The sequence below is a fragment of the Kitasatospora sp. NPDC004723 genome (assembly GCF_040609255.1).
GTDB lineage: Bacteria > Actinomycetota > Actinomycetes > Streptomycetales > Streptomycetaceae > Kitasatospora.
On sequence record NZ_JBEXJT010000028.1, the window covers coordinates 82,212 to 102,779 of the forward strand.

Below are 20,568 nucleotides of genomic sequence, written 5' to 3' on the forward strand. Positions count from 1 at the left end.
CCTCGCGGGTCATCCGTAGGTTGGGCAGCCTTTCCTGCCAGAGCTCTCGTTCACCCGTGATTCTGAATCCGTGCCGCTGGTAGAAACGGACTGCGCTGTTGTTGTAGTCGGTGGCCCACAGGCAAATGGGTGCGGCTCCGGCCCAGGCGAGGAACTCGGTCATCATGCGACCACCGAACCCCTGGCCTTGGACATGTCTCAGCAGATACATCGGTCCGAGGGTGACCACCTCGCCGCGGCGCCCGCAGAGAACGCCGACGATCTCGGTGTCAGAACGGACAACACGACAGAACAGCAGGTCCGGTTCCTGGTTCGCTGCCTCGATGAACTCCCGCCACTGGTCAATGCCTTCCGTGGTGGCTGACGAGCCGCGATGCTCGCGGATCCACTCCTCGTCGATCCCCACCTCCGGGTTGGGGTATGTCTGCAGCCAAGCTGTCAGCAGCAACGGCCCCAACTGCGCGGAGTCGTCCGGGTGGGCAGCTTCGATCGTGTGGGCCATGGCAGCGATCCTTGTCGACCGTCCACCGCTTCGGGCCGCCCGGCCGGATGTCAGCCGGTTTTGGCGGGCTGCTCCGCTCGGGCCCTGGTGTCGAGGGAGCGGCCGCTCGCGGTGACGGGCCGCTGGTGAAGCACGGATCGACCACCCCGAAGCGCCGAAGTCGGTACCGGCACCGCAGGGTTATCGGCCGGCGGAGCGCCCGGACTCCGCGCGGCGGAGCCCGGGCGCGGCGCCGGCCGCCGTCGACGGATCAGACCGACGGCCTCCGGACGGAGGCCGGCTCGGTGGTGAGGAGTGCCGTGATCTCATCGGCGAGGTGCGGGCCGAGCTCGCCCCAGCCGTCCTTGTAGCCGTAGACGCCACCCAGGGTGCGGGCCTCGTAGTCGCCGTTGAGGATCTCGATGTCGTTGGTCGTGATGAGTGCCGGGTGGGCGACACCGACGGCCGACGAGACCTTCATCAGCTCCTTGCGCAGGGTGCGCAGGTAGACGGCGGCCCGGGTGGCCTTCGAGGCCGGGTCGAGGCCGCGGGCCAGCCACGCGTTCTGGGTGGCGATGCCGGTGGGACACCGGTCGGTGTGGCACTTCTGCGCCTGGATGCAGCCGATGGACAGCATCGCCTCACGGGCCACGTTGATCATGTCAGCACCCAGGGCGAAGGCGACCGCGGCGTTCTCGGGCAGGCCGAGCTTGCCGGAGCCGATGAAGGTCAGGTCGTCGGTCAGCCCCAGCTCGGCGAAGGTGCCGTAGACCCGGGAGAAGCCCATCCGGAACGGCAGCGACACCGAGTCGGCGAACATCCGCGGGGCCGCCCCGGTACCGCCCTCGCCCCCGTCGATGGTCACGAAGTCGACACCGCGGTCACCACGTGCCATCAGCGCGGCCAGCTCCTGCCAGAAGCCCATCTCGCCCACCGCGCTCTTGACCCCGACCGGCACACCGGTCTCGGTGGCGAGCAACTCGACGAAGTCGAGCATCGAGTCGACGTCGCTGAACGCGGTGTGCCGCGACGGGGACGCGCAGTCCTCGCCGACCGGGATGCCGCGGATCCGGGCGATCTCCGGGGTCACCTTCGCGCCCGGCAGCATCCCGCCCAGCCCCGGCTTGGCGCCCTGGGAGAGCTTGATCTCTATCGCCTTGACCGGGGCGCCGGCGACCACGTCCTTGAGCTTGTCGAGGTTGAAACTGCCGTCGTCATTGCGGCAGCCGAAGTACGACGTACCGAGCTGGAGGACGAGGTCGCCGCCGTTGCGGTGGTACGGCGAGAGGCCGCCCTCGCCCGTGTTGTGCATCGCGCCCGCCAGCGCCGCCCCCTTGTTGAGCGCCGTGATGGCCGCGCCGGAGAGCGATCCGAAGCTCATCGCCGAGATGTTCACCACGCTCGCCGGCCGGAACGCCTTGGCGCGCCCGCGCGGCCCGCCCAGCACCTTGGCCGAGGGGAGGGGAGCCTGCGGGTCGTGCGTGTCGGGCAGAGCGCCGGCGAACGTGCGCTGCTTCAGGTAGGCGTGTCCCTGCACGTGCTCGACGTCGACCTCGGTTCCGAACCCGAAGTAGTTGTTCTCCTCCTTCGCCGACGCGTAGATCCAGGTGCGCTGGTCACGACTGAACGGGCGCTCCTCCTCGTTCGAGGTCACGATGTACTGCCGCAGCTCCGGCCCGATCCGCTCCAACAGGTACCGGGCGTGCCCGACCACCGGGAAGTTCCGGAGCAGTGCGTGCCTCTTCTGGATGAGGTCGCGGGCAGCCAGAAGTGTGACCGCTGTTGCGGCGGCTGTGCCGATCCTCCGGGCGTGCATGAACGTTCCTCCTCGATGCACGACTCCATCGCCGGGCGGTGGAGTCGCGTGGTGTCGTGTTGGGCGCTGGACGCGCGGCCGATCGGGCATCAGCGTCCGTCGAAGAATGCGAAATGATAGTAAAAGGCCACGCGGACAGGGACGTGGCCAGGGCCTGGTCCCGGGTTCGGCTTCGTTGTCGGTGTTGCCCGGCATGATGCCCGCATGACCGACGACACCGCCCCCGCCCTCTCCACCGCGGCCGACTACGCCGACGCCGTCGACCGGGCGGTGCAGGCCGCCGCCGCCTACTACGGTGACGGATCGACCCCGCTGGGGGACGACGAGTACGACGCCCTGCTGCGGGCCGTCACCGCCTTCGAGGACGCCCACCCCGAGCAGGTACTGGGTCATTCCCCGACCGGCAAGGTCGCCGGCGGCGCGGCCGGCGGGGACGTGCCGCACAGCGTGCCGATGCTCTCCCTGGACAACGTCTTCTCCGCCGACGACCTCACCAAGTGGGTCGCCGGGCTGGAACGGACCCTGGGCCGCGAGGTGTCCGCCTGGTGCGTGGAGCCCAAGCTCGACGGCATGGCCATCGCCGCCCGCTACCGCGCCGGCCGCCTGCACCGGATCCTCACCCGCGGCGACAGCCTGGCCGGCGAGGACATCAGCCACGCCGCCGACGCCATCCTCGGCCTGCCCGCCGCGCTCACCGACCCCATCGACGTCGAACTGCGCGGCGAGGTCCTGCTCACCCACGACCAGTTCGAGCACGCCAACAAGATGCGCACCGCCCACGGCGCGACACCGTTCGCCCACCCCCGCAGCGGTGCCGCCGGCACGCTGCGCGCCAAGGACCGCCCCTACCGCGTCGAGCTGACCTTCTTCGCCTACGGCGCCGTCGGCCTGGACGACGACCTCGGCCACAGCGCCCTGCTGGAACGGCTCGCCGCCCTCGGCGCGAACACCGCCGCCACCACCCCCGCCCACCCGCAGCGCTGCGCCACGCAGGAGGAGGTCCAGCAGCGCGTCGAGGAGATCGCCGCGTCGCGCGCCGCGCTGCCGTTCGGCATCGACGGCGTGGTCGTCAAGGCCGACTCCGCCGCCGACCGGCGTGACGCCGGGTCCGGGTCGCGCGCTCCGCGGTGGGCCGTGGCCCGCAAGCTCGCCGCCGAACACGCGGTCACCCGGCTGCTCGACGTCGAGTGGAACGTGGGCCGCACCGGCATCATCGCCCCGCGCGCCGTCCTCGAGCCCGTCGACATCGACGGCGTCACCGTCACCTACGCCACCCTCCACAACCCCGCCGACATCACCCGGCGCGACCTGCGGATCGGCGACCAGGTCTTCGTCTACCGGGCCGGTGACGTCATCCCGCGCGTCGAGGCGCCGCTCACCGACCAGCGCACCGGCGACGAGCAGCCCATCGCCTTCCCCGACGCCTGCCCGCGCTGCGGCGACGCCATCGACACCACCGAGCAGCGCTGGCGCTGCACCCGCGGCCGCGGGTGCCAGGCCGTCGCCTCCGTCATCTACGCGGCCGGCCGCGACCAGCTCGACATCGAGGGCCTGGGCCGCACCCGTGCCGTCCAGCTCGTCGAAGCCGGCCTGGTCGCCGACCTCGGCGACCTGTTCACCCTCACCCGCGACCGGCTCCTCTCCCTGGACCGCATGGGCGCCACCAGTACCGACAACCTCCTCGCCGCGATCGAGACCGCCCGCAGCCGCCCGCTCAACCGGGTCTTCTGCGCGCTCGGCGTACGCGGCACCGGGCGCACCATGTCCCGCCGCATCGCCGCCCACTTCGGGTCCATGGCCGCGATCCGGGCCGCCGACGCCGAGGCGCTGGCCGCCGTGGACGGCATCGGCACGGAGAAGGCCCGCGTCATCGTCGCCGAACTCGCGGACCTCGCGCCCCTCCTCGACAAGCTCGCCGCCCAGGACGTCGGCACCGCCGTCACCGAACCCCAGGTGCCGGCCGCCGGGGAGAACGACGCCGCCGACGAGAACACGGACGGCCCCGCCACGCAGCAGCCGACCGAGGGCGCGCCGCTCGCGGGCGAGGCGGTCGTCGTCACCGGCAGCATGACCGGCCCGCTCGCCGCCCTCTCGCGCAACGAGATGAACGAACTCATCGAGCGCGCCGGCGGCAAGGCCTCGTCCTCGGTGTCCGCACGCACCACCCTGCTGGTGGCCGGGGAGAAGGCCGGCTCGAAGCGGGCGAGGGCCGAGACGCTCGGCATCCCGATCCTCACCCCGGAGGAGTTCGCCGACCGCGTCGCCGCGTACCTGCCGTAGCGCGCCGGACGCCCTGCCATGCTCGGCATCGCCCGCCTGCACAACCTCCTCCAAGCCGCGTCGTCAAGCTGATCCCACGGCGGCCGGTCCCGACCGAACCGCCCGAAGACCAATGACGGGACAACCCTGCGGCCAGCAGGGCGTGCACCACGATGTGCCGGGCCCGGGCCCGGGTGCGGTCGGCGAACCTGAAGCCGGTCGGCCAGGGCGGGTCCGCCTTCTCCTTCCGCCCTGCGGCCTCGACGGGAATTGCTCGACTGGGCAACGGAGTTGCGGCACGCGGACACTGTCGGTGGCGGGTGACGGCCCGCTCGGCGGGGGTGTTCGCTGTCCACGGTGGCATCGCCGAGTGGATCGGCCGCACCCTGGAGGAGCGGTGGCAGTCGGGAGCCGGTCACCCCGCAGGGGCGACCGGCTCCCGGCTTTCGTCAGGTCCCGGAAGCTCGCTGCCCGGTGACGGCACTGCCACCGGCTGCCCGGCACGGAGACGCTCTCCACGGTCTCCTCGCCGCCGGCCCCGACCGTCACCGGCCGCGCCTCCTCGATGTGCTGGCGCTTCACCCGTGCCCCGTGTCCTGCGTCCCGTGCCCTGCGCTCGTGGTGCCTGACGGACCGGGTCGGCGTGGTGTTCGTGAGCGCGGACCGGTTCCTGTGCGGCGTTCTCGGGTTCGCCGTGGCGGCCTGTTGGGCGGCTGTCGGCTGCGGGTGGGCCTCGGTCCGGGCACGGTCGGCGGGTCCCGCTGGTCCTCCTCACGTTCGGCCCGGAAGGCCCGCCGCGTCCGCGTCGGGGGCGGACGGTTTGCTGTGGGAGAGCGTTGTCGTCGGGTACTTGTACCCGGTCGGGCACGCTTCTTCATGTGCGACCGGTGGCTGGTAGCCGCCGGTGTCTGCGGGTGGTCAGCGGCACAGGGCCGCGTCGAGTGCGTCGGTGAGGTGTGTGGCGGTGGGTTCGTCGGGGACGGTGGTGAGGGTGATGTTCGCGGCGCGGCCGTCCTGGGTGACGGCGCCGCGGGTGCGGTGGCCGGGGGAGGTGCCGCCGTGGCCCCAGGCGAGGCCGCCGCAGGTCAGTGGCCTGCTCTGGATCCCCAGGCCGTAGCGGATGCCGGGGCCCAGGAACTCGGCGGGGACGGTGGTGAGCATCTGGGCGAGCTGGGCGGCGGGCATCAGACGTCCCTCCAGGAGCGCGCCGTAGAAGGTGTTGAGGTCGGTGTTGGTGGACACGACGGCGCCCGCGGCCCAGGCCATCGAGGTGTCCATCTCGGTGTAGTCGACCAGCGGCGCGTCAGGGGCGGTGCGCAGGTAGCCGTGGGGGTGGGCCTCGTGGATCGTCATGTCCCCGGCCGCCGGGACGTAGGTGTGGTGCAGGCCGATCCGGTCGATGACGCGTGTGGTGACCTCCTCGCCGAAGGGGCGTCCGGTGACCTTCTGGATGATCAGGCCGGCCACCAGGTAGTTGGTGTTGTTGTAGTCCCAGCCGGTTCCGGCGGGGAACAGCGCTTTCTGGGCCAGTGCCTCGTCGAGGAGTTCACGCGGCTCGAAGTACCGGTACTGGATGGTGGTGAAGTCGGCCAGCGCGGGGGCGTTCATGTAGTCGGGCAGGCCGCTGGTGTGCTGGAGCAACTGGCGGACCGTGATGGTCCGCCCATCGATTCCCTCGCCGCGCAGGAGGCCCGGCAGGTAGCTGTCGACGGTCGCATCCAGGTCGACCTTGCCCTCGGCGACCAGTTGCAGGACGACGACCGCGGTGAAGGCCTTGGTGTTGCTGCCGGCCCGGATCTGCCCGTCGACCGGGACCCTGGCCCCGGTGGCCAGGTCACCGACCCCGGCGGTGTACGTGCGGCTTCGCCCGTCGCGGCCCTTGACGGTGGCGAGGGCGGCGGGCATCCCGTCCTCCTTCACCAGCGCGTCGAGGCGCTGCTGAACGACGTCCGGGCGCGGTACGGCCGAGGCCGGGAGCGGGGTGAGGGCGGTCAGGACGATGCCGGCGGCGGCCGTGGCCGTGGTGGCGTACCGCGCGAGGCGCATGCGGTGCGCCCTGCGCTGCGGGGCGTGTTCGTTCATCGGGGACTCCGATTCCGGGAAGTGAGGGGGGAGGTGCGGGGCGGTGCGCCCTGGCGGCAGGTGCCCGGGGGTCAGCGGCACAGCGCCTCGTCGGCCGCCTGCGTGATGTGGTCCATGGTGTTGCCGTCCGGGATCGTGGTGACGGCGATGTTCACGGCGCGGCCGTCGTCGGTGGTGCCTCCGGCGGTGTAGTAGCCCGGGATCGTCCCGCCGTGTCCCCAGGCGGTGCCGCCGCAGGACAGCGGGCGGCTCACCAGGCCCAGTCCGTAGCGCACGGCGGTGCCGGCCGCCTCGGCGGGGACGGTGGTGCGCATTTGGGCGAGCTGGGCGGCGGGCAGCAGCCGGCCCTCCAGCAGCGCGCCGTAGAACCGGGTGATGTCGGTGTTGGTCGAGACGACCGCGCCGGCCGCCCAGCCCCAGGACGGGTCCAGTTCCGTGTAGTCGCGCAGCGACCCGTCCGCGGCGCGCTGGTAGCCCTGGGGGTGGGCCTCGTGGATCGTCATGTCGCCGGGGACGGGGACGTAGGTGTGGCGCAGGCCGATCCGGTCGATGACGCGTGTGGTGACCTCCTCGCCGAAGGGGCGTCCGGTGACCTTCTGGATGATCAGGCCCGCCAGCAGGTAGTTGGTGTTGCTGTACTCCCACTGGGCGCCGGGCGCGAAGCGGGCCTTCTGCGCGAGCGCGGCGTCGAGGAGTTCGCGCGGCTCGTAGTAGCGCCGGGGGGCGTTGAGTATGACCTCCTTGTCCAGGTAGTCGGGCAGGCCGCTGGTGTGCTGGAGCAGCTGGCGGACCGTGATGGTGCGGCCGTCGAAGCCGTCGCCGCGGACCAGGCCCGGCAGGTAGGTGTCGACGGTCGCATCCAGGTCGACCTTGCCCTCGGCGACCAGTTGCAGGACGACGACGGCGGTGAAGGCCTTGGTGTTGCTGCCGGCCCGGATCTGCCCGTCGACCGGCACCTTGGCCTTGGTGGCCGCGTTGCCGACGCCGGCCGTGTAGGTGCGGGTGCGCCCGTCGCGGCCCTTGACGGTGGCGAGGGCGGCGGGCACCCCGTCCTGCTTGACCAGCGCGTCGAGGCGCTGCTGCACGGTGTCCGGACGCGGGCCGGCGAAGGCTGCGGTCGGTGCCAGGGCGCCGGCTGCCACGGCGCCTGCCACCGCGGCGGCGGTCACCGCGGTCACGGCCGCCGCCCGGCGCCGGCCGCCGCGCGGGCGGTTGGGAAGGTGGTACTGCGGTGCGTGCTCGTTCACGGGAAAGCCCCTTCGGGTAGGGCGCCGGAGCTCTTCTCGGCGCCCTCCAAGAGGACCATCTGATGGACCGTCGATCCGTCCGCGCGAAGGACGAGACGGCGCCCGGGAGCGTGCTCCGGGTCGGGGCCGGGCGCGGGAGCGTGCTCCCGGGGCCCATTGGCGGAACACTCCGCCTGGTGGCCCGGGGTCCGGACCGGCCTCGGGCTCGGCGCGTTCCCGGCCCGCGCCGCGTGTCCCGCCCCCGGAGTCGACCGGCGGCGCACCCGGACGACGGCCAGGGCCGCCGCGCCGCGCGCGTCCGGCCGGTCCGCACCGCCGACACCCCGGGCTGCGCTCCGCGGCACAGGCGGGGTCCCCGAAGCCCGTCGCCACGAACTCACCCTTCACCGAGTGGGACAAGACCTTCGGCGACGCCCGCCTCTGCGCGGTCATCGCCGACCGGATCACCTTCCGCTGCGCCTTGATCCAGACCGGCACCGAGTCCTACCGCTATCAGGCCACCCAGGAATCCCCCTTCCCCACCCCGAATTGACACGCCGCCAGCAGCACGGAGGGCTGGACCCCACGGGTCCAGCCGGCGGCGTACATGTGAGAGTGCTCGGCCACGTGCTGGTGAACGTGCACAAGTCCAGGACGACGCCCAGGGATTGATCCCAGTTGTCCCGCATATCGAGCGTCCACGACCGGACCCCGCACCCCACCGCACGACAGCGCGTTCGCCCGTGAGATGGTTCCTGTCATGACAGAGACTCCGGACAGCGAGTTTGTACTTGAGACGAGTCGCCTCCTGCTCAGGCCTTGGCGGGTGGCCGAGGCTGTCGTCCAGCGTGAGCTGTGGACCGAACGTGATCCACGAGTGCCCCCGCACCGCCGAATCGACGCAGACGGACATCCCACGGTCGCGGAGCTCGAGGATTCGATCCGCACCAACCAGCTGTGGTCGACCGGTTTGCTGGCGGTCGAGCGGAAGGCCTCTCATGACGTCATCGGCTACTGCGGGGTGGTGGACACCGGGCGAGGAGCGGCAGGGGAACCGGAACTGGCATTCGAGCTGCTGCGCCGGGTTTGGTGTCAGGGATACGCGACCGAGGCCTCGTTGGCGGTTCTGGAATGGGCGAGAGCGTCTGGATACGAACGTCTGTGGGCCACGGTCTGGGACTGGAACACCGCTTCTCGCCGTGTTCTGGCCAAGGTCGGGTTCACCGAGACCGAGCGGAAGGAAGTGGACGCGGAGCGCGGGACCACCCTGTTCACGACGAGACGGCTCTGACACACCCGATGTTTGGCCTCGCGGACGGCTCAGTGCAGTTCCGGCAGGCGGCAGTGTCCCCGTACAGTCGGCAGAAGCGGCTGCGGCACACGCTCGATGCCGGGGCGCTGGGAGCGGGACATCACGGCGGCCGCCGGACTGTTCTTATGGGTCTCGCTGAGTCCGGTGGTCGGATCGTGGTCGGTTGAAGCGTCGGTTCTGCATCCGCTCGTCTCAATCGCCGATCCGCACGACGCTGTGCATGTCTATCCAAAGCGCTGATGTCCTGCTCGCACTGGAACGTACGCGTCACCGTCCCGCAGGGCTGGCAGCACGTCGGCCTGCTCCCCGCCGGCGGCCCGCTGTTCGAGGACGGCAGGCCGCTGGATGAGTGGGGCAAGGGCCTGAAGGCCGTGTGGGCGGACCTGACCAACCTCTCCCGTATCCATGGGGATGAGCGGTAGCGGCAGGCGGCCTACCCCGCGTCCCGAGCGGACGAGTGGTTTCTGTTGGTGTTCCACGGGCGCGGGTTTGGCGAGTCCGTGGTGCCGGCGGCCTTCGTGACCACCGCTCTGCCGCGCCATACCGCGGAGGCCGTCCGGCTGCGGCGGGCACGGGGCAGGGTGCCGATGGGCCGGGAGGTCACCGCCTGGCTGTATGCGAGTCTGACGCAGTACGCCGCCGACCTCGGCACCGCGGTGACCGACGTGCCCGGGCCGTGCGACCCGGCGGACCGGACCAGGGCGGACGAGTACGCGCGCCACCTGGCCGAAACGGCCGAGGCCCGCCTCCGCAGCCGACGCTCCCACCGGGGCGGCCCGGGTGTCCCAGGCGGGTCGTAGGCTGCTGTTTCGGGTAGGCGCGCACCGCGTGGTGCCGCGGCGGCGGGACGCTGAGAGGAAGAGGAGCAGCAGGCATGCCACTGACGGACTCGCAGCGGATCGCGGAACTCGCCCGGTGGGCCGAGCCTGTGAGGGCCTCGGACGGGCAGTGGCTGGAGGACGCGAGGCGTCTGGTGGCCGGCGCGGTGGCGCGGCATCCGGCGTTTGCGGGCCTCGGGTTGTTGGTGGAGCCCGTCGGGTCGTGGGTGAACGGCACGCACCTTGGCAGCGCCGTCGATATCGATGTCCGGGTCGAGTTCGCCGAACGGACTTTCCACGGCGCGGTGGGCGGCATGTCGGCGCAGGGCCTCGCCCGTCGGCACCGGGCGTACGGCGGTCGCTGGACGCCGCAGGAGTTCCGGTCCGAACTCGGTGCCGCGCTGAGTTCCGCCTGCGACGTCGTCGACACCGGCCGCTCGACCGCTCTTCGTGTCCCCGGTGTTCCGGGCGGCCGGCCGGGCATCCGGGTGGTGCCGTGCTTCGGCTACCTTCACCGGCCCGTGCTGACGGGCACCGAGCAGCGCGGCATCGTCGTGTTCACCCGCGACGGCAGGCACCTCGTCAACTGGCCGCGGCAGCAGTGGGAGAACGGACGGGCGAAGGACGCCGCGACCGGCCACCGTTACACGTACGCGGTCCGCGCCCTCAAGGCGGTCGCGGCCGACCTGGCCTCGACGGGCGCGTCCAGGAGCCTCCCGTCGTACTTCACGGAGTGCCTGATCCACTGCGTCCCCGACGGGACCCTGCGTACGGGATCGCCCGACGACGCGTTCCGCGGCTCCCTCGGCTTCCTGGAGTACCAGCTCAGCGTCTGGTCGATGTTCGCCAAGCCGGACACCCTGCTCGAACCGAACGGAATCAGGAGGCTGTTCGGGCCGGGCCGGCCGTGGACCAGGTCCGACGGGCACGCGCTCGTCACGGCGGTCCGCCGACACCTGGGCTACCGGCGCTGACCTCCCGCACGGGGAGCACCCCTCGCGCCCGGCGACGCGGCGGGTGGCCGCCGCTGGCCGAGGCCGACCCGGCGCAACGCTGCACGCCGCTCCCGCCCAGCACCCCGACCGCCCCGACCGCGCCCCTGGACGAGCACGACGACCAGGAGCACGAGCTGCTCGGCGACGCCCGCGCCCGGGTCCGCCGCCGGGCGGCCGGGATGCCCCTGGAGAACCTCCGGCAAGCCCGGGAACAGGCCCGGTTCGAGTGGAGGTCTTGGGCACCGGGCTGTTCACCCCGGGCGTGCACGGCGGAGCGGTTCGCCGGGGACCTCGAGATGGTGGTGGCGGTGCTGGTGCTCGACCTGCCGGACGTCCAGGTGGTGGCGGCCGCCGTGGCCCTGGGCCGGGAGCGGGGCGAGGCCCGTCGCCCGGGCCCATCCTCACCAAGCCGGACGGCACCCTCACCACCACGATGCCGCCCCCGAACCCGGGGCGGCAGGAAGGACCGATGCCCCGTGCGGGAGATCGACGAGGGCCCGGAGCGCGCCGGGCGCACCCGCCCCATCCCGGTGCACCTGAACACCCGCGTGCGCTTCCTGTGGGAGAAGGTCGCCAAGGAGGACACCGCCCGGCTCACCCGCGCGGCCGGCGTCTCGGTCCGTACCGCACAGCGCCGGGTGCACACCCTCAAGGACGTCCCCTTTTCGAGCTGCTGGGCGACATCCCGATGGCCAAGGCGAACGCCCGCAAGGTCGAGCAGGCCGTGCGCGCAGCCTGGCAGCCGCGGGTGAAGAAGCGGGTGCGCCGCGACGCCGAGAAGAACGGCTTCACCCTCCACATCGCCGGCACCTTCGGCTTCAGCGCGGCGGCCGGCTCCACCGACGACCCCCGCCGGTGTTCGATCACGCAGAGGATGCCCGGCGAGGCCGCCCAGGCCCTCTACGCCGCCCGGGACGCCGGAGCCGACCAGGCCGAACGGGAGCAGATCCCGGCCGACGCCCTGGGGGAGCACTGCTTCCGCCAGGGCGGGCGCGCCCGGTGCCTGGACGTCGGCCTGAACGACATCGCCTGGATGGACCTGGAGCTGTAGAGCTCCATCCAACCGCCCGATGTCGCCGAAATGTGACTGAGCGCTTCGGTTGGCGAGTGAGTCACCGTTCTGGCGAGCTGTGCGCACCGGCACGGGCTTCCCGCTTGAGCCGTGACACGCTAGTTGGAACCTGGTCACGAGAGTTGGAACCAGTGTGGCCGGCGCCGACTAGGCTCACCTCCATGTCCGAGCTAGCCGCTGACCCTCGCATGCAGTCCTTGATCAACCAGCTCCGGCCGGGGACTGTGAGAGCAGTGAAGGTCACCGGGTTCGACGGAGCGGACGTCCTGGTGCAGCTCGTAGATGCCGAAGGGGAGAAAGCCGAGATCGGTCGGATTCCTCGACATGAGGCGTCGATGCGTCGGATGGAGCATCCGTCAGAGCTGTTTGAGGTTGGCCAGGAGATCAATGCCGAAGAGATCGGGCGCTGGCACGAAGGTCAACTTCACCTTTCCGCCAGGGCGTGCGAGATTCCGGCCTTGCGGTCCTTTCTCCTCGCGTTTGAACGAGGGCAGGTCGTCGCTGGGACGGTCTCCGAGGTTCACAATTTCGGGGTCTTCGTTCACGTCGATGGCGAACCGGACGGCCTGTGCACCGGCTTCATCCGGGTGCCGGACCTGACGTGGGGCTGGATCAACCACCCCTCCGAGGCAGTCGAAGCCGGCCAGCGGATCACCGCTGAGGTGATCATTGCCGAGACGCGTTCCGGGCAGGTGACGCTCTCGTTGAAGGCTCTGCAGGAGGATCCACTCATTCGGTTTGCGGATCAGGTCGGCCGGGTCCTCACCGGGCCGGTCATCAAGATCGTTCCTTTTGGCGTGTTCGTGCAGCTTGCTCCCGATGTTGTGGGGTTCCTTCACCTCGCAGAGCTGACTGACGAGCCGGTCGAGACCCCGGATCAGCTTGTCGATGAAGGCGAGCTGATCACGGTGAAGGTCACCGAGGTCGACCTCCAGCGTCACCGGGTGCGGCTGGGCGCCGCTGGCGGAGCGGACAGAACCTAGCGAATGGACGTGCTGGTGCCCGATTCGATCTTCTCGATGAGGGCGTCGCCGTGCTGGCATAGGAGTCCTCGTAGGGCCGTGTAGTGGTTCAGAGCGTCGGAGCGGGAGAGCTGGAACCAGGTGTTCGCCCGGCGCTGTCGCCAGGCTTGGCGAGTGTCCGGGGGCTGTGCGGCTTCGATGTGCCGTGGCGCGAAGAGCGGCTCGCCGCAGGTGACATAGGCCCAGACGAACGCGGATGCTTCCTGGCGTACTCGGTTGCCCAGGTTGGGGCGGACGGGGCCCGGGACGGGTGGAAGCCTGGTGATGATCTCGTGCCAGGTCCCGGACGGCAGTGACCAGTCTCGCAATAGCTCGCGTCGGCGTTGGTAGTTGGTGGGGTCTGTCGCGCGGTCGAGTTCCTCGGCCAGGTTGTGCAGAGCGGCGTTGAAGGCATCCTGCCCGTCTCGGAGCCGCCGCAGGAGCGTGCTCGTGGCTGCGAACTGGCCTCCGGTGGGGTTGATGCCGAGGAAGTCTGCGGCGTCACCCTTTGCCCTGCCAGATGCCTGTTGGACAAGGAGGACGGCTGCGAGACGGCGTACGGATTTCGCTTCCGTGTTGATCTGGAGCGGTGCGAGATGCTCCTGATACCAGCGTTCTTCCAGGAAGGCGGGAATGTGTTCGGGACGGTAGCCGCCGGTGCGGTCAGGGATCCGGGTTCCGCGTGGTCCGGTGCGCCGGTATGAACGGACAGCGGGGGCAGCGGCTTGCCGCACGAGTGCCGAGCAGGTGGAGCTGTGGCGCTCGAAGACATAGGTCCAGGGAATCCGGCTGGGCGGGCCGTTCCTGACTGCCTGTGTGTGCTGGTTCAGCAGGTCACGAAGATCGGGGGCTTCGCGGAGGCCGGCGGCTGCAGTCAGGATTCCGGCCGTTGCGGTCGAGTCCCGTGGAGGCTGGTCGTGGGCCTGGCGTTGGCCTGCGCCAAGTGCGCGGATGTGCGCGGCGACCGCGTCGCGTGCGCCGGGCGGGATCAGCTCCTGCCCGAGCGGTCAGGACGCGCAGAGTAGGGCGACGAGAACGCGCAGGTCACTGAAGTAGGAGACGGCGTCCCCGGGTGGGCAGTCGGGGCCAAGTTGGTCCAGGATCCGCAGCTGGGTGTTCAGCATGGGTGGATCGGGGCGGATCCCGCCGCTGTGTTCGAGCTGGTCGAGCCGGACCCCGCAGGAGAGGACGGCCCGCCCTTGTGACCGGGACTGGCCCACGGCTGGGAGACGGCACTGGGCGGGCTGCAATGTGGTGTCCGCGGTCTGGGTGATCAGGTCCGTGATCGAGCGCGTGAGCTCGTGGGGTTGCGGGCACCGGTGCTGAAGGAAGACGCGGTGGTCGGGGCAGACGAAGACGATCGGCAGGTGCCAGAACTTCTTCCATGAGCCTCCGTGGTCTTGCTGGATGGGGCTGCCGTCGCCGGCCAGACACTGAGGGCAGTAGCGAGGAAGATCATTGAACAGCCAGTCATCCCGGGATCCGGAGACCGGGCGGCGAAGCGCCCGCGCGATGGGCGGGTAACGGTCTTGCCAGGGAACGAGTGTCAGCGAGAGGGCTTCGTCACTGCTCAGGCGTGTCACGCGGGCGAAGCCGTCGACATCGAGGTCGAGCAGGAGCCGGCGTCCGAGTCGTGTGGCCGAGGGTGCGGCGGTGCCGATCCGGCGGGCCAGCTGGATGGGTGAGAGGCGGAGCCGGTGGGAGAGTCTTAGCAGGTAGCCGCCGAGGGACTCGCCGGGTAGTGGGTCGAGGCTTCGCGTCAGCGGTCGGGTGTGGGTGGTGGGCTCAGCCATCGGCGGCCGGCCTGTCGCCGTGGTCGTCGAAGACCGTGTTGCGCGGCCTTCTTCCGGCATTCTTCCCCTGCTGTCGGGGAGGCTTGACGTTCGGCGGGATCTCCGGGACCTCGCCGGCCTCCGGATCGAGTTCGGTGAGATTGCCCAGGCGAATGGCGGTGCGGGCCAGCAGTTCGGGCGTCAGCCGCTCCTCGCCACTGGTGATCGCTTCCGTGCAGCCATCCTCGATCAGCCGTCGAAGCAGTCCGACGATGCCGTGGGTGCGGCGGAACAGGTACTCGGGCATGCCGCCCGTGGTCAGCCTGCCCTCGAAGGAGCGGAACAGCCGCAGCTGGTCCTCGATCCCCGCGAGGTGCTCGACGAAGGCGGTGATCCCGGCGGGGGTGGAGTAGTCGAACGGGTCGAGGTCGACCATGTCGAAGCGCCGCTCGGTCTGCGTCGAGGCCGCGTCGTTGTGGCTCTTGCCCCGCTTGATGTCCGGGAAGACCCACTGCTTGGTGCGCGGGTCGATGTAGGCGCCCCGCAGCAGTCCGGAGTGGGGGATGTCGACGCCGATCAGCACCAACGTGACATTCAGGTCCATCAGCTCGCGGATCAGGTCCAGTGTGTCCTGGTCATCACCGCGATGGAGTCGAAGGCGCGTCACATCGTCGATCAGCAGGGCCGTGGTGTTGTGGTCCCGGACCGCGTCGCGGACGGAGCGGATCAGATCGTCCAGCGTGCCGGGATGCGGGTCGCCGTAGACGTCCAGGATGGTCTTGCACAATGCCTTCGGTGTCGCTTTCACCGGCAGCCGGCAGTAGGCGACCGCGACGAACACATCGCGTGTTCCCTGCAACGGCGCTTGGTCGGGCAGGAGTTGGTGGTGGACAGTGCGCCACAGATCCTCGAAGGCGGCGGCCGCGGAACACGCCGTCTCCGTCTTGCCCTGGAAGCCGCCGCCGTTGATCATCAGACCGTCCCGGGTGCCGGGCATGAACTTCACCGCGTTGTTCTGCAGACGCCCGCGCATCAGGTCGGAGACCCTCCGGCTCATCGGCGTCTCCTGGAGCCGCATGTTCACGTGCGTCGCGGTCCGGTGCAGGTCGTGCAGGGCCCGCCGGCGCGGGCTCATGTCGCTGTACTCCTTCGGCGACAGCCGCGGTGCCGGGATGAACGCGTCCCGGATCTCCCGCCACTGCTGCCAGCCCTCCCACCTGGTGCGATCGGGCGGCGGTCCGACGCGCAGGAACGGAACGATCGGGCTGTCGCTGTCAGCTGGCCGGTCCATCACCGCGCTCCTCGTCATCGTCCTCGGGCAGAAGGAACACGTTGCGCTCGCGGAAGCTCGACCCCAGAGGTGGCGGCGGCTTGGGCGTGACCGGGACGGCAGCTTCGCGTCGGCGGCGCCGCTCGGCATCGAGACTGTCGTGGGTCTGCCGGGACCGCTGGGGCCACTGCAACACGGTCGCCGTCGCCTCCGCTGTCAGCGGCGGCTCCTGCGGGGCGTCGGTTTCCGGGGCCGGCATGTCCGGGCCGGTCGGCGGCGGCCGCCTTCGCCTGGGTGACCTCGCGTGCGTGCTCGGTCCGCTGGGACTTCTTCAGCTGGGTCGGCCACTGGCTGACCGGAATCTTCGAGCCGATCAACTCCAATAGAACGGGCAGAAGTTCGGTATCCGACTTCGGCTTCAGGCCGCAGGCGTCGGCTTTCTTGAGCAGGTCACGAACCCGGGCGTCTCCGAAGGCCGGCATCTGCCCAACAGGCGGCAGCCCGGTCCAGGGCAAGGGGTGCCAGGCATGGGTGATCGGGTCCTGGAAGTAGACGCTGCGGCGGTCCCGCGGGTCACGCCGGATGAGCCATTTGCCCCTGTGCTTCCCGCCGCGTGCCGACAGCTGGCCGCGGTAGTCGTGCAGGACCTTGTCGTCGTCGTACCAAAGTCCGCGGATCTTCACCCCGCGCCTGGCGTCGATCCCCACGAAATGCGCCGGCAACAGCTCGTAGAACAGCTCCGGCGACGGGATCTCCATTGCGAATCCGGCCTGCGCGAACGACGCGGCGAACAGGGAGTTCGGGCTGTGGGAGCCGTCCGGATCCCAGCTCGGCGCATGCTCTCCGAGCTTGCGCCGTTGCCAGATGGAGACGACCCAGGTGGCGATCAAGTGTTCCATCTCGTCCAGCGTCAGCACCGCGTCGCCGGCCGGATCGGCGCCCCGGTCGGCCGTGTCGACCCCGGTGTAGCCGGTCAGCAGCTCGAACAGGAGCTGCCGGATGATGCCGAACGCCCGCTCGCAGGCGGCCTTGTCGGTGGGCCGAAGTACCCGCGAGGGAAGGATGTTGCAGCCCAGGGCCCGCTGGACGTCGACCAGGTGGTGGTTCCGGTAGACGGATCCGTGGTCGGTCGTCACCGTCTCGGGGGCGAAGAACGGCAGGCCGGCGACCTTGTGCCCTGCGAACTCCGAGACGACCGCCGCCGGCAGCCCCGGGTAGGGCCACTCCAGGTCCTCGCCCCAGTCGGCGCGCATCGGCAGCGGCATCATCACGTCCCGCAGCAGCATCGCGACGTCGACCGCGGTGTCGGACACCAGCGTGAGCCGGAACGCGACCAGCGAATGCGTGTAGGTGTCCAGGGCGATTGTCAGATGCGGCTTCACCGGGTCACCGAAGACGCCTTCGCGGACCATGACCGGCAAGACCGTGGTGTCCAGCGCAACCACCTGTCCGGGCCGGTGGATCACAACATGGCCGTTCTTCATGGGCAGTTCAGCGGAGCGGGCATAGCGCTGCCGTGCGCCACCCGGGCCGAACCACTCCCTCCAGACCCGGCAGAGGGTCCGGTAGCCCGGGACCGGTGTCTCGGCGCCGAACGTCTCGCGGACGTACTGGTGGATCATGCGCTCCTTCGTGCGCATGGAGACCTTCGCCGCCCGCAGGGTCTCCTCGCGGACCGCGAGGATCGCCTCCCGGATCTCCTCCGTCACGCTGGGGTGGCCGCCGCCCTGCCGGAGCCAGCGGTCGTCCGCGCAGCCGACCAGGCCGAACTGCCGCCGTGCGGTCTCCCAGCGGATCAGGGTGTGGTAGCTGACGGCATCCAGGCCCAGCCGTTTTGCGTGCTGCCGGTCCAGGGCCTGCAGCTCGGCGACCTTTGCCCGTCGGCGGCTCGTGAGGGTCGTGCTGTCCGGGTCGTACTCGGGCCTGGGTTCCCCCGGTCCCGGCCGCATCCGATCACCGCTGCGGAATCCGGTCGCCACCTCCAGCAGGTGGGCCATCCGGATCTCCGCGATCTCCCGCCTGCCCTTGCCCAGGTCCTCCAGGGTCTTGGGCTGGCGTCCCCGATCCGCACCGGACGCCGCTGTCCGCGAGGACGGCTCGCAGCCCGGGTGGTTGGCCAGGAACCGTAGGCTCACCTGCTGGCGGGCACCGTCGAGTGCCACCAGATGGACGCGTCCGAGGTGCGGCTCTCGACGCTCAACGGTCCATTCGGCCCCGTCCAGTACCAGGCCAGCGCCGGGTGAAAGGTCCAGCACCGTCGCAGCAGACCTCATTCGGCCGCCTCCGAAGCCGGGACCACGACCGAGCGGTCCGCCAGCGGTTCGGCCAGGTCCACCCCGAGCTGCCGGTGCCAGAGCAGATGCAGCAGCTGGGCCCGGGCCACCGGCTCGCACGCTGTCGAGGCGGCCAGCTGCCCGAACGGCAGTCCCCGCCGGGCCGAGGCGAGCAGGGCAGGACGCACGCCAAGCGGGTCAGACAGCTGCCGCCGCTGGGAAGAGAACGCGTCGAGAGCCGCCGGGACATGCTCTCGCCACCGAGCTGCCACCACGTAGTGCCAGCCGCATGCCAACGCGACTTCCCTCGCCGCCGCGAAGGACTCCCGGTCACTGTCCTTGATCAAGCCTTCGGGACGTACGTCGATCAGGCACGTGCCCGAGCGGGTCACGGCGAGGAAGTCCGGCGTGTGGCTCCTGCGCTCCCGCGTGCTGTCGAACCGCAGCCTCAGCGGCTGTGAGACCACGTCGATCAGGTCCCCGGCGAAGTCCAGTGCCAGCAGCAGTCGGGCCTCCTCCAGGCTCTCCGCACCATGAAGCCGGCCGGTGCTGACCATGAACTGGAGTCCCGGACGATGGCGCTGTCCTCGCCGCCAGGAGAAACAGCGGATCGGATCGCTGTTCACCATCGGCACCTGGCCGAGTTCCCGCACCGTCCGGGAGACCCGCTCCTCGCCGGTCCTCCACTCGACCGACCAACGGAGGGGCCAGTCAGCGTCCAGCCGCAGACTGGCCTGGCCCGCGTCGACCGACACCGGGACGAGGAGTTCATCCCACCTGGCGAGGTGCGACCAGATCGGCCTACCTGCCGTTCCGTCAGGAGCCCGTACGGCCCTGCTGCCCACGCTCACGCTTCTCATGGCATGAAGGAAAGCTCCCAACACCGCCGAGGAGCTTGGATCTTCGGAACTGGTGCCAAGAAGACTGACAACTCACGGTTGGTTGCAAGAAGCGTGACCATTTGGTGCCAACAAGCTTGTCCCATCGACCAGAAACCACCAGCTCACCGGGCCTCACTGGTTCCAACTAACGTGTCCAGGCTCATCAGGGCCGTTGAACGACGAAGACGAACTCTTTGCCTGGGCGGTCGGGTGCGTCCCGGACCTCCTGCAGCGCGAATCCCTGCGCGCTCAGGTCCGCCTCGATGTCCTGGCGCTCCCGGAACATCAGGGTCGACTCGGAGGTGAACTGCTGCCCGTCCGTGGCAAAGACGTAGTTCCACCGGAACGTCACCAGCGGTCCGCTCACCTCTACCAGTTCAACCCAGTTCTCGACCGCGCCGACACCCGGGATCTCCGAGACCCTCTGCGAGGCCGTGCGGTTCCACGCCTCCCAGGCGCGCTTGGCCGGGTCTCGGGTTTCGAACACCAGATGCCCGCCGGGTCGCAGGGCTTCGTAAGCCCCCTTGAGCGTTCGCTGCCACGTGTGAGGAGTGACGATCGCCTGAGCGACGTTCGCGGTCATGGTGACGAGGTCGACCTGCAGCGGAGGCAGGGCCGTTGCGTCACCGCAGATCCAGCGGACCCGCTCGCTGCCCGGCTTGGTCTTGGCTACTTCGATTGAGGCTCGGGCGGGATCGACGCCGACGACCTCGATTCCGCGATCAGCCAACAGGAGTGCGAAAACGCCGGTGCCGCAGCCGATGTCCAGCACGCGCCTGGCATCGAGTAGTCGAGCGAGTTCCAGGTAGGCGTGAAGGTCGCTGCGATCTGGATCGAGCGGGTCGTAGATTGCCGCAAGCCGCGGGTGTGTGAAGATCTCGTCAGCCATGAGTCGGAACGTATAGCTGGTGGGCAGTCAGCTGCGTGGCATTTTCGCGTCGATGGCTGCGGCGAGTTGGTCGGCGTGGCCGTCGAGCAGCACCTTCAGCTCGCGGTAGTGGGGGTGGTCGTCCGTCTGCCTGAGCCAGGCCCGCACCTGTAGAGCGGCCGACTCTGTCCACAGGCCACCCGCTCGAAGCTGGTCCGGCAGGCCGGGAGAAGCCCGGCCGTCGAAGGGAGCGCACCATGCCCAAGCTCAAGGCACTGAGCGGGGAACACCTGCCGCACCACCGCTACGTCGCCCAGGTCGTCACCGGCCGCGAAGAGATCGGCCGCGCGTGGGCCGGCGGCGGCGGGAACGTGCGGCGTGCTGCATCTCGGCTTCGGCCACAGGCCGGCGCCCCGCGGCCGGGTCCTGGCGGACCCGCTCC

General features: G+C 70.3%; 18 protein-coding genes and 1 pseudogene. 9 read left to right on the plus strand and 10 right to left on the minus strand.

Translation table 11 applies throughout. The features are described 5' to 3' along the window. Window positions 1-58: 58 nt before the first annotated feature. Window positions 59-502, minus strand: a pseudogene (locus ABZW10_RS24680) (GNAT family N-acetyltransferase); the annotation flags it as partial. Between the two features lie 250 nt (window positions 503-752). Continuing rightward, window positions 753-2,297 carry an FMN-binding glutamate synthase family protein gene (locus ABZW10_RS24685; RefSeq protein WP_355369525.1) on the minus strand — a complete coding sequence of 515 codons (1,545 nt, stop codon included), beginning with the start codon at window positions 2,295-2,297 and terminating at the stop codon, window positions 753-755. A 204-nt stretch (window positions 2,298-2,501) separates the two neighbouring features. On the opposite strand from ABZW10_RS24685, the gene ligA reads away from it, so the two are divergent. Then, window positions 2,502-4,577 (plus strand): NAD-dependent DNA ligase LigA, encoded by a 2,076-nt coding sequence (gene ligA / locus ABZW10_RS24690; RefSeq protein WP_355369527.1) that lies wholly within the window; start codon window positions 2,502-2,504, stop codon window positions 4,575-4,577. 897 nt (window positions 4,578-5,474) lie between these two features. Here ligA and ABZW10_RS24695 read toward each other — a convergent pair. Beyond that, complete coding sequence (locus tag ABZW10_RS24695) at window positions 5,475-6,638, minus strand: serine hydrolase domain-containing protein (protein ID WP_355369529.1); 1,164 nt, start codon at window positions 6,636-6,638, stop codon at window positions 5,475-5,477. Window positions 6,639-6,709: 71 nt separating this feature from the next. Next, on the minus strand, window positions 6,710-7,792 hold the full coding sequence (locus ABZW10_RS24700) for a serine hydrolase domain-containing protein (RefSeq protein WP_355369531.1): 1,083 nt from the start codon (window positions 7,790-7,792) through the stop codon (window positions 6,710-6,712). Between ABZW10_RS24700 and ABZW10_RS24705 the strand changes: the two genes are divergently transcribed. From ABZW10_RS24705 to ABZW10_RS24735, 7 genes are all read left to right on the plus strand, one after another. Next, window positions 7,725-8,417, plus strand: coding sequence for an ATP-binding protein (locus ABZW10_RS24705; RefSeq protein WP_355369533.1), 693 nt, complete (start codon window positions 7,725-7,727; stop codon window positions 8,415-8,417). The two genes, ABZW10_RS24700 and ABZW10_RS24705, sit on opposite strands and share 68 nt — an antisense overlap. A gap of 207 nt (window positions 8,418-8,624) precedes the next feature. Further along, window positions 8,625-9,155, plus strand: a complete 531-nt coding sequence (locus ABZW10_RS24710; protein ID WP_355369535.1) for a GNAT family N-acetyltransferase — start codon at window positions 8,625-8,627, stop codon at window positions 9,153-9,155. Between the two features lie 260 nt (window positions 9,156-9,415). After that, window positions 9,416-9,598 carry a hypothetical protein gene (locus tag ABZW10_RS24715; protein WP_355369537.1) on the plus strand — a complete coding sequence of 61 codons (183 nt, stop codon included), beginning with the start codon at window positions 9,416-9,418 and terminating at the stop codon, window positions 9,596-9,598. 96 nt (window positions 9,599-9,694) lie between these two features. Then, window positions 9,695-9,976, plus strand: coding sequence for a hypothetical protein (locus ABZW10_RS24720; protein ID WP_355369539.1), 282 nt, complete (start codon window positions 9,695-9,697; stop codon window positions 9,974-9,976). 74 nt (window positions 9,977-10,050) lie between these two features. Next, on the plus strand, window positions 10,051-10,968 hold the full coding sequence (locus ABZW10_RS24725) for a hypothetical protein (RefSeq protein ID WP_355369541.1): 918 nt from the start codon (window positions 10,051-10,053) through the stop codon (window positions 10,966-10,968). Between the two features lie 709 nt (window positions 10,969-11,677). Next, window positions 11,678-12,040 (plus strand): hypothetical protein, encoded by a 363-nt coding sequence (locus ABZW10_RS24730; protein ID WP_355369543.1) that lies wholly within the window; start codon window positions 11,678-11,680, stop codon window positions 12,038-12,040. 209 nt (window positions 12,041-12,249) lie between these two features. Continuing rightward, window positions 12,250-13,044 carry a S1 RNA-binding domain-containing protein gene (locus ABZW10_RS24735; RefSeq protein WP_355369567.1) on the plus strand — a complete coding sequence of 265 codons (795 nt, stop codon included), beginning with the start codon at window positions 12,250-12,252 and terminating at the stop codon, window positions 13,042-13,044. On the opposite strand, the gene ABZW10_RS24740 is transcribed toward ABZW10_RS24735, so the two are convergent. The 6 genes from ABZW10_RS24740 to ABZW10_RS24765 form a co-directional block, all read right to left on the minus strand. Then, window positions 13,041-13,796: a hypothetical protein gene (locus ABZW10_RS24740; RefSeq protein WP_355369545.1), complete on the minus strand. Its 756-nt coding sequence runs from the start codon at window positions 13,794-13,796 to the stop codon at window positions 13,041-13,043. The two genes, ABZW10_RS24735 and ABZW10_RS24740, sit on opposite strands and share 4 nt — an antisense overlap. A gap of 273 nt (window positions 13,797-14,069) precedes the next feature. Beyond that, window positions 14,070-14,855: a TniQ family protein gene (locus ABZW10_RS24745; protein WP_355369547.1), complete on the minus strand. Its 786-nt coding sequence runs from the start codon at window positions 14,853-14,855 to the stop codon at window positions 14,070-14,072. Beyond that, window positions 14,848-16,254, minus strand: a complete 1,407-nt coding sequence (locus tag ABZW10_RS24750; RefSeq protein ID WP_355369549.1) for an AAA family ATPase — start codon at window positions 16,252-16,254, stop codon at window positions 14,848-14,850. The genes ABZW10_RS24745 and ABZW10_RS24750 overlap by 8 nt, the downstream gene beginning before the upstream one ends. After that, window positions 16,140-18,359, minus strand: coding sequence for a transposase (locus ABZW10_RS24755; RefSeq protein ID WP_355369551.1), 2,220 nt, complete (start codon window positions 18,357-18,359; stop codon window positions 16,140-16,142). The genes ABZW10_RS24750 and ABZW10_RS24755 overlap by 115 nt, the downstream gene beginning before the upstream one ends. 14 nt (window positions 18,360-18,373) lie before the next feature. Continuing rightward, the gene (locus tag ABZW10_RS24760) at window positions 18,374-19,132 is read right to left on the minus strand and encodes a TnsA-like heteromeric transposase endonuclease subunit (protein ID WP_355369553.1); all 759 of its coding nucleotides are present in this window, start codon (window positions 19,130-19,132) and stop codon (window positions 18,374-18,376) included. Window positions 19,133-19,421: 289 nt separating this feature from the next. Continuing rightward, window positions 19,422-20,147: a class I SAM-dependent methyltransferase gene (locus ABZW10_RS24765; RefSeq protein ID WP_355369555.1), complete on the minus strand. Its 726-nt coding sequence runs from the start codon at window positions 20,145-20,147 to the stop codon at window positions 19,422-19,424. Between the two features lie 236 nt (window positions 20,148-20,383). Here ABZW10_RS24765 and ABZW10_RS24770 point away from each other — a divergent pair. After that, window positions 20,384-20,568 (plus strand): hypothetical protein (locus tag ABZW10_RS24770; RefSeq protein WP_355369557.1); only part of this gene is annotated, 185 nt, incomplete at its 3' end.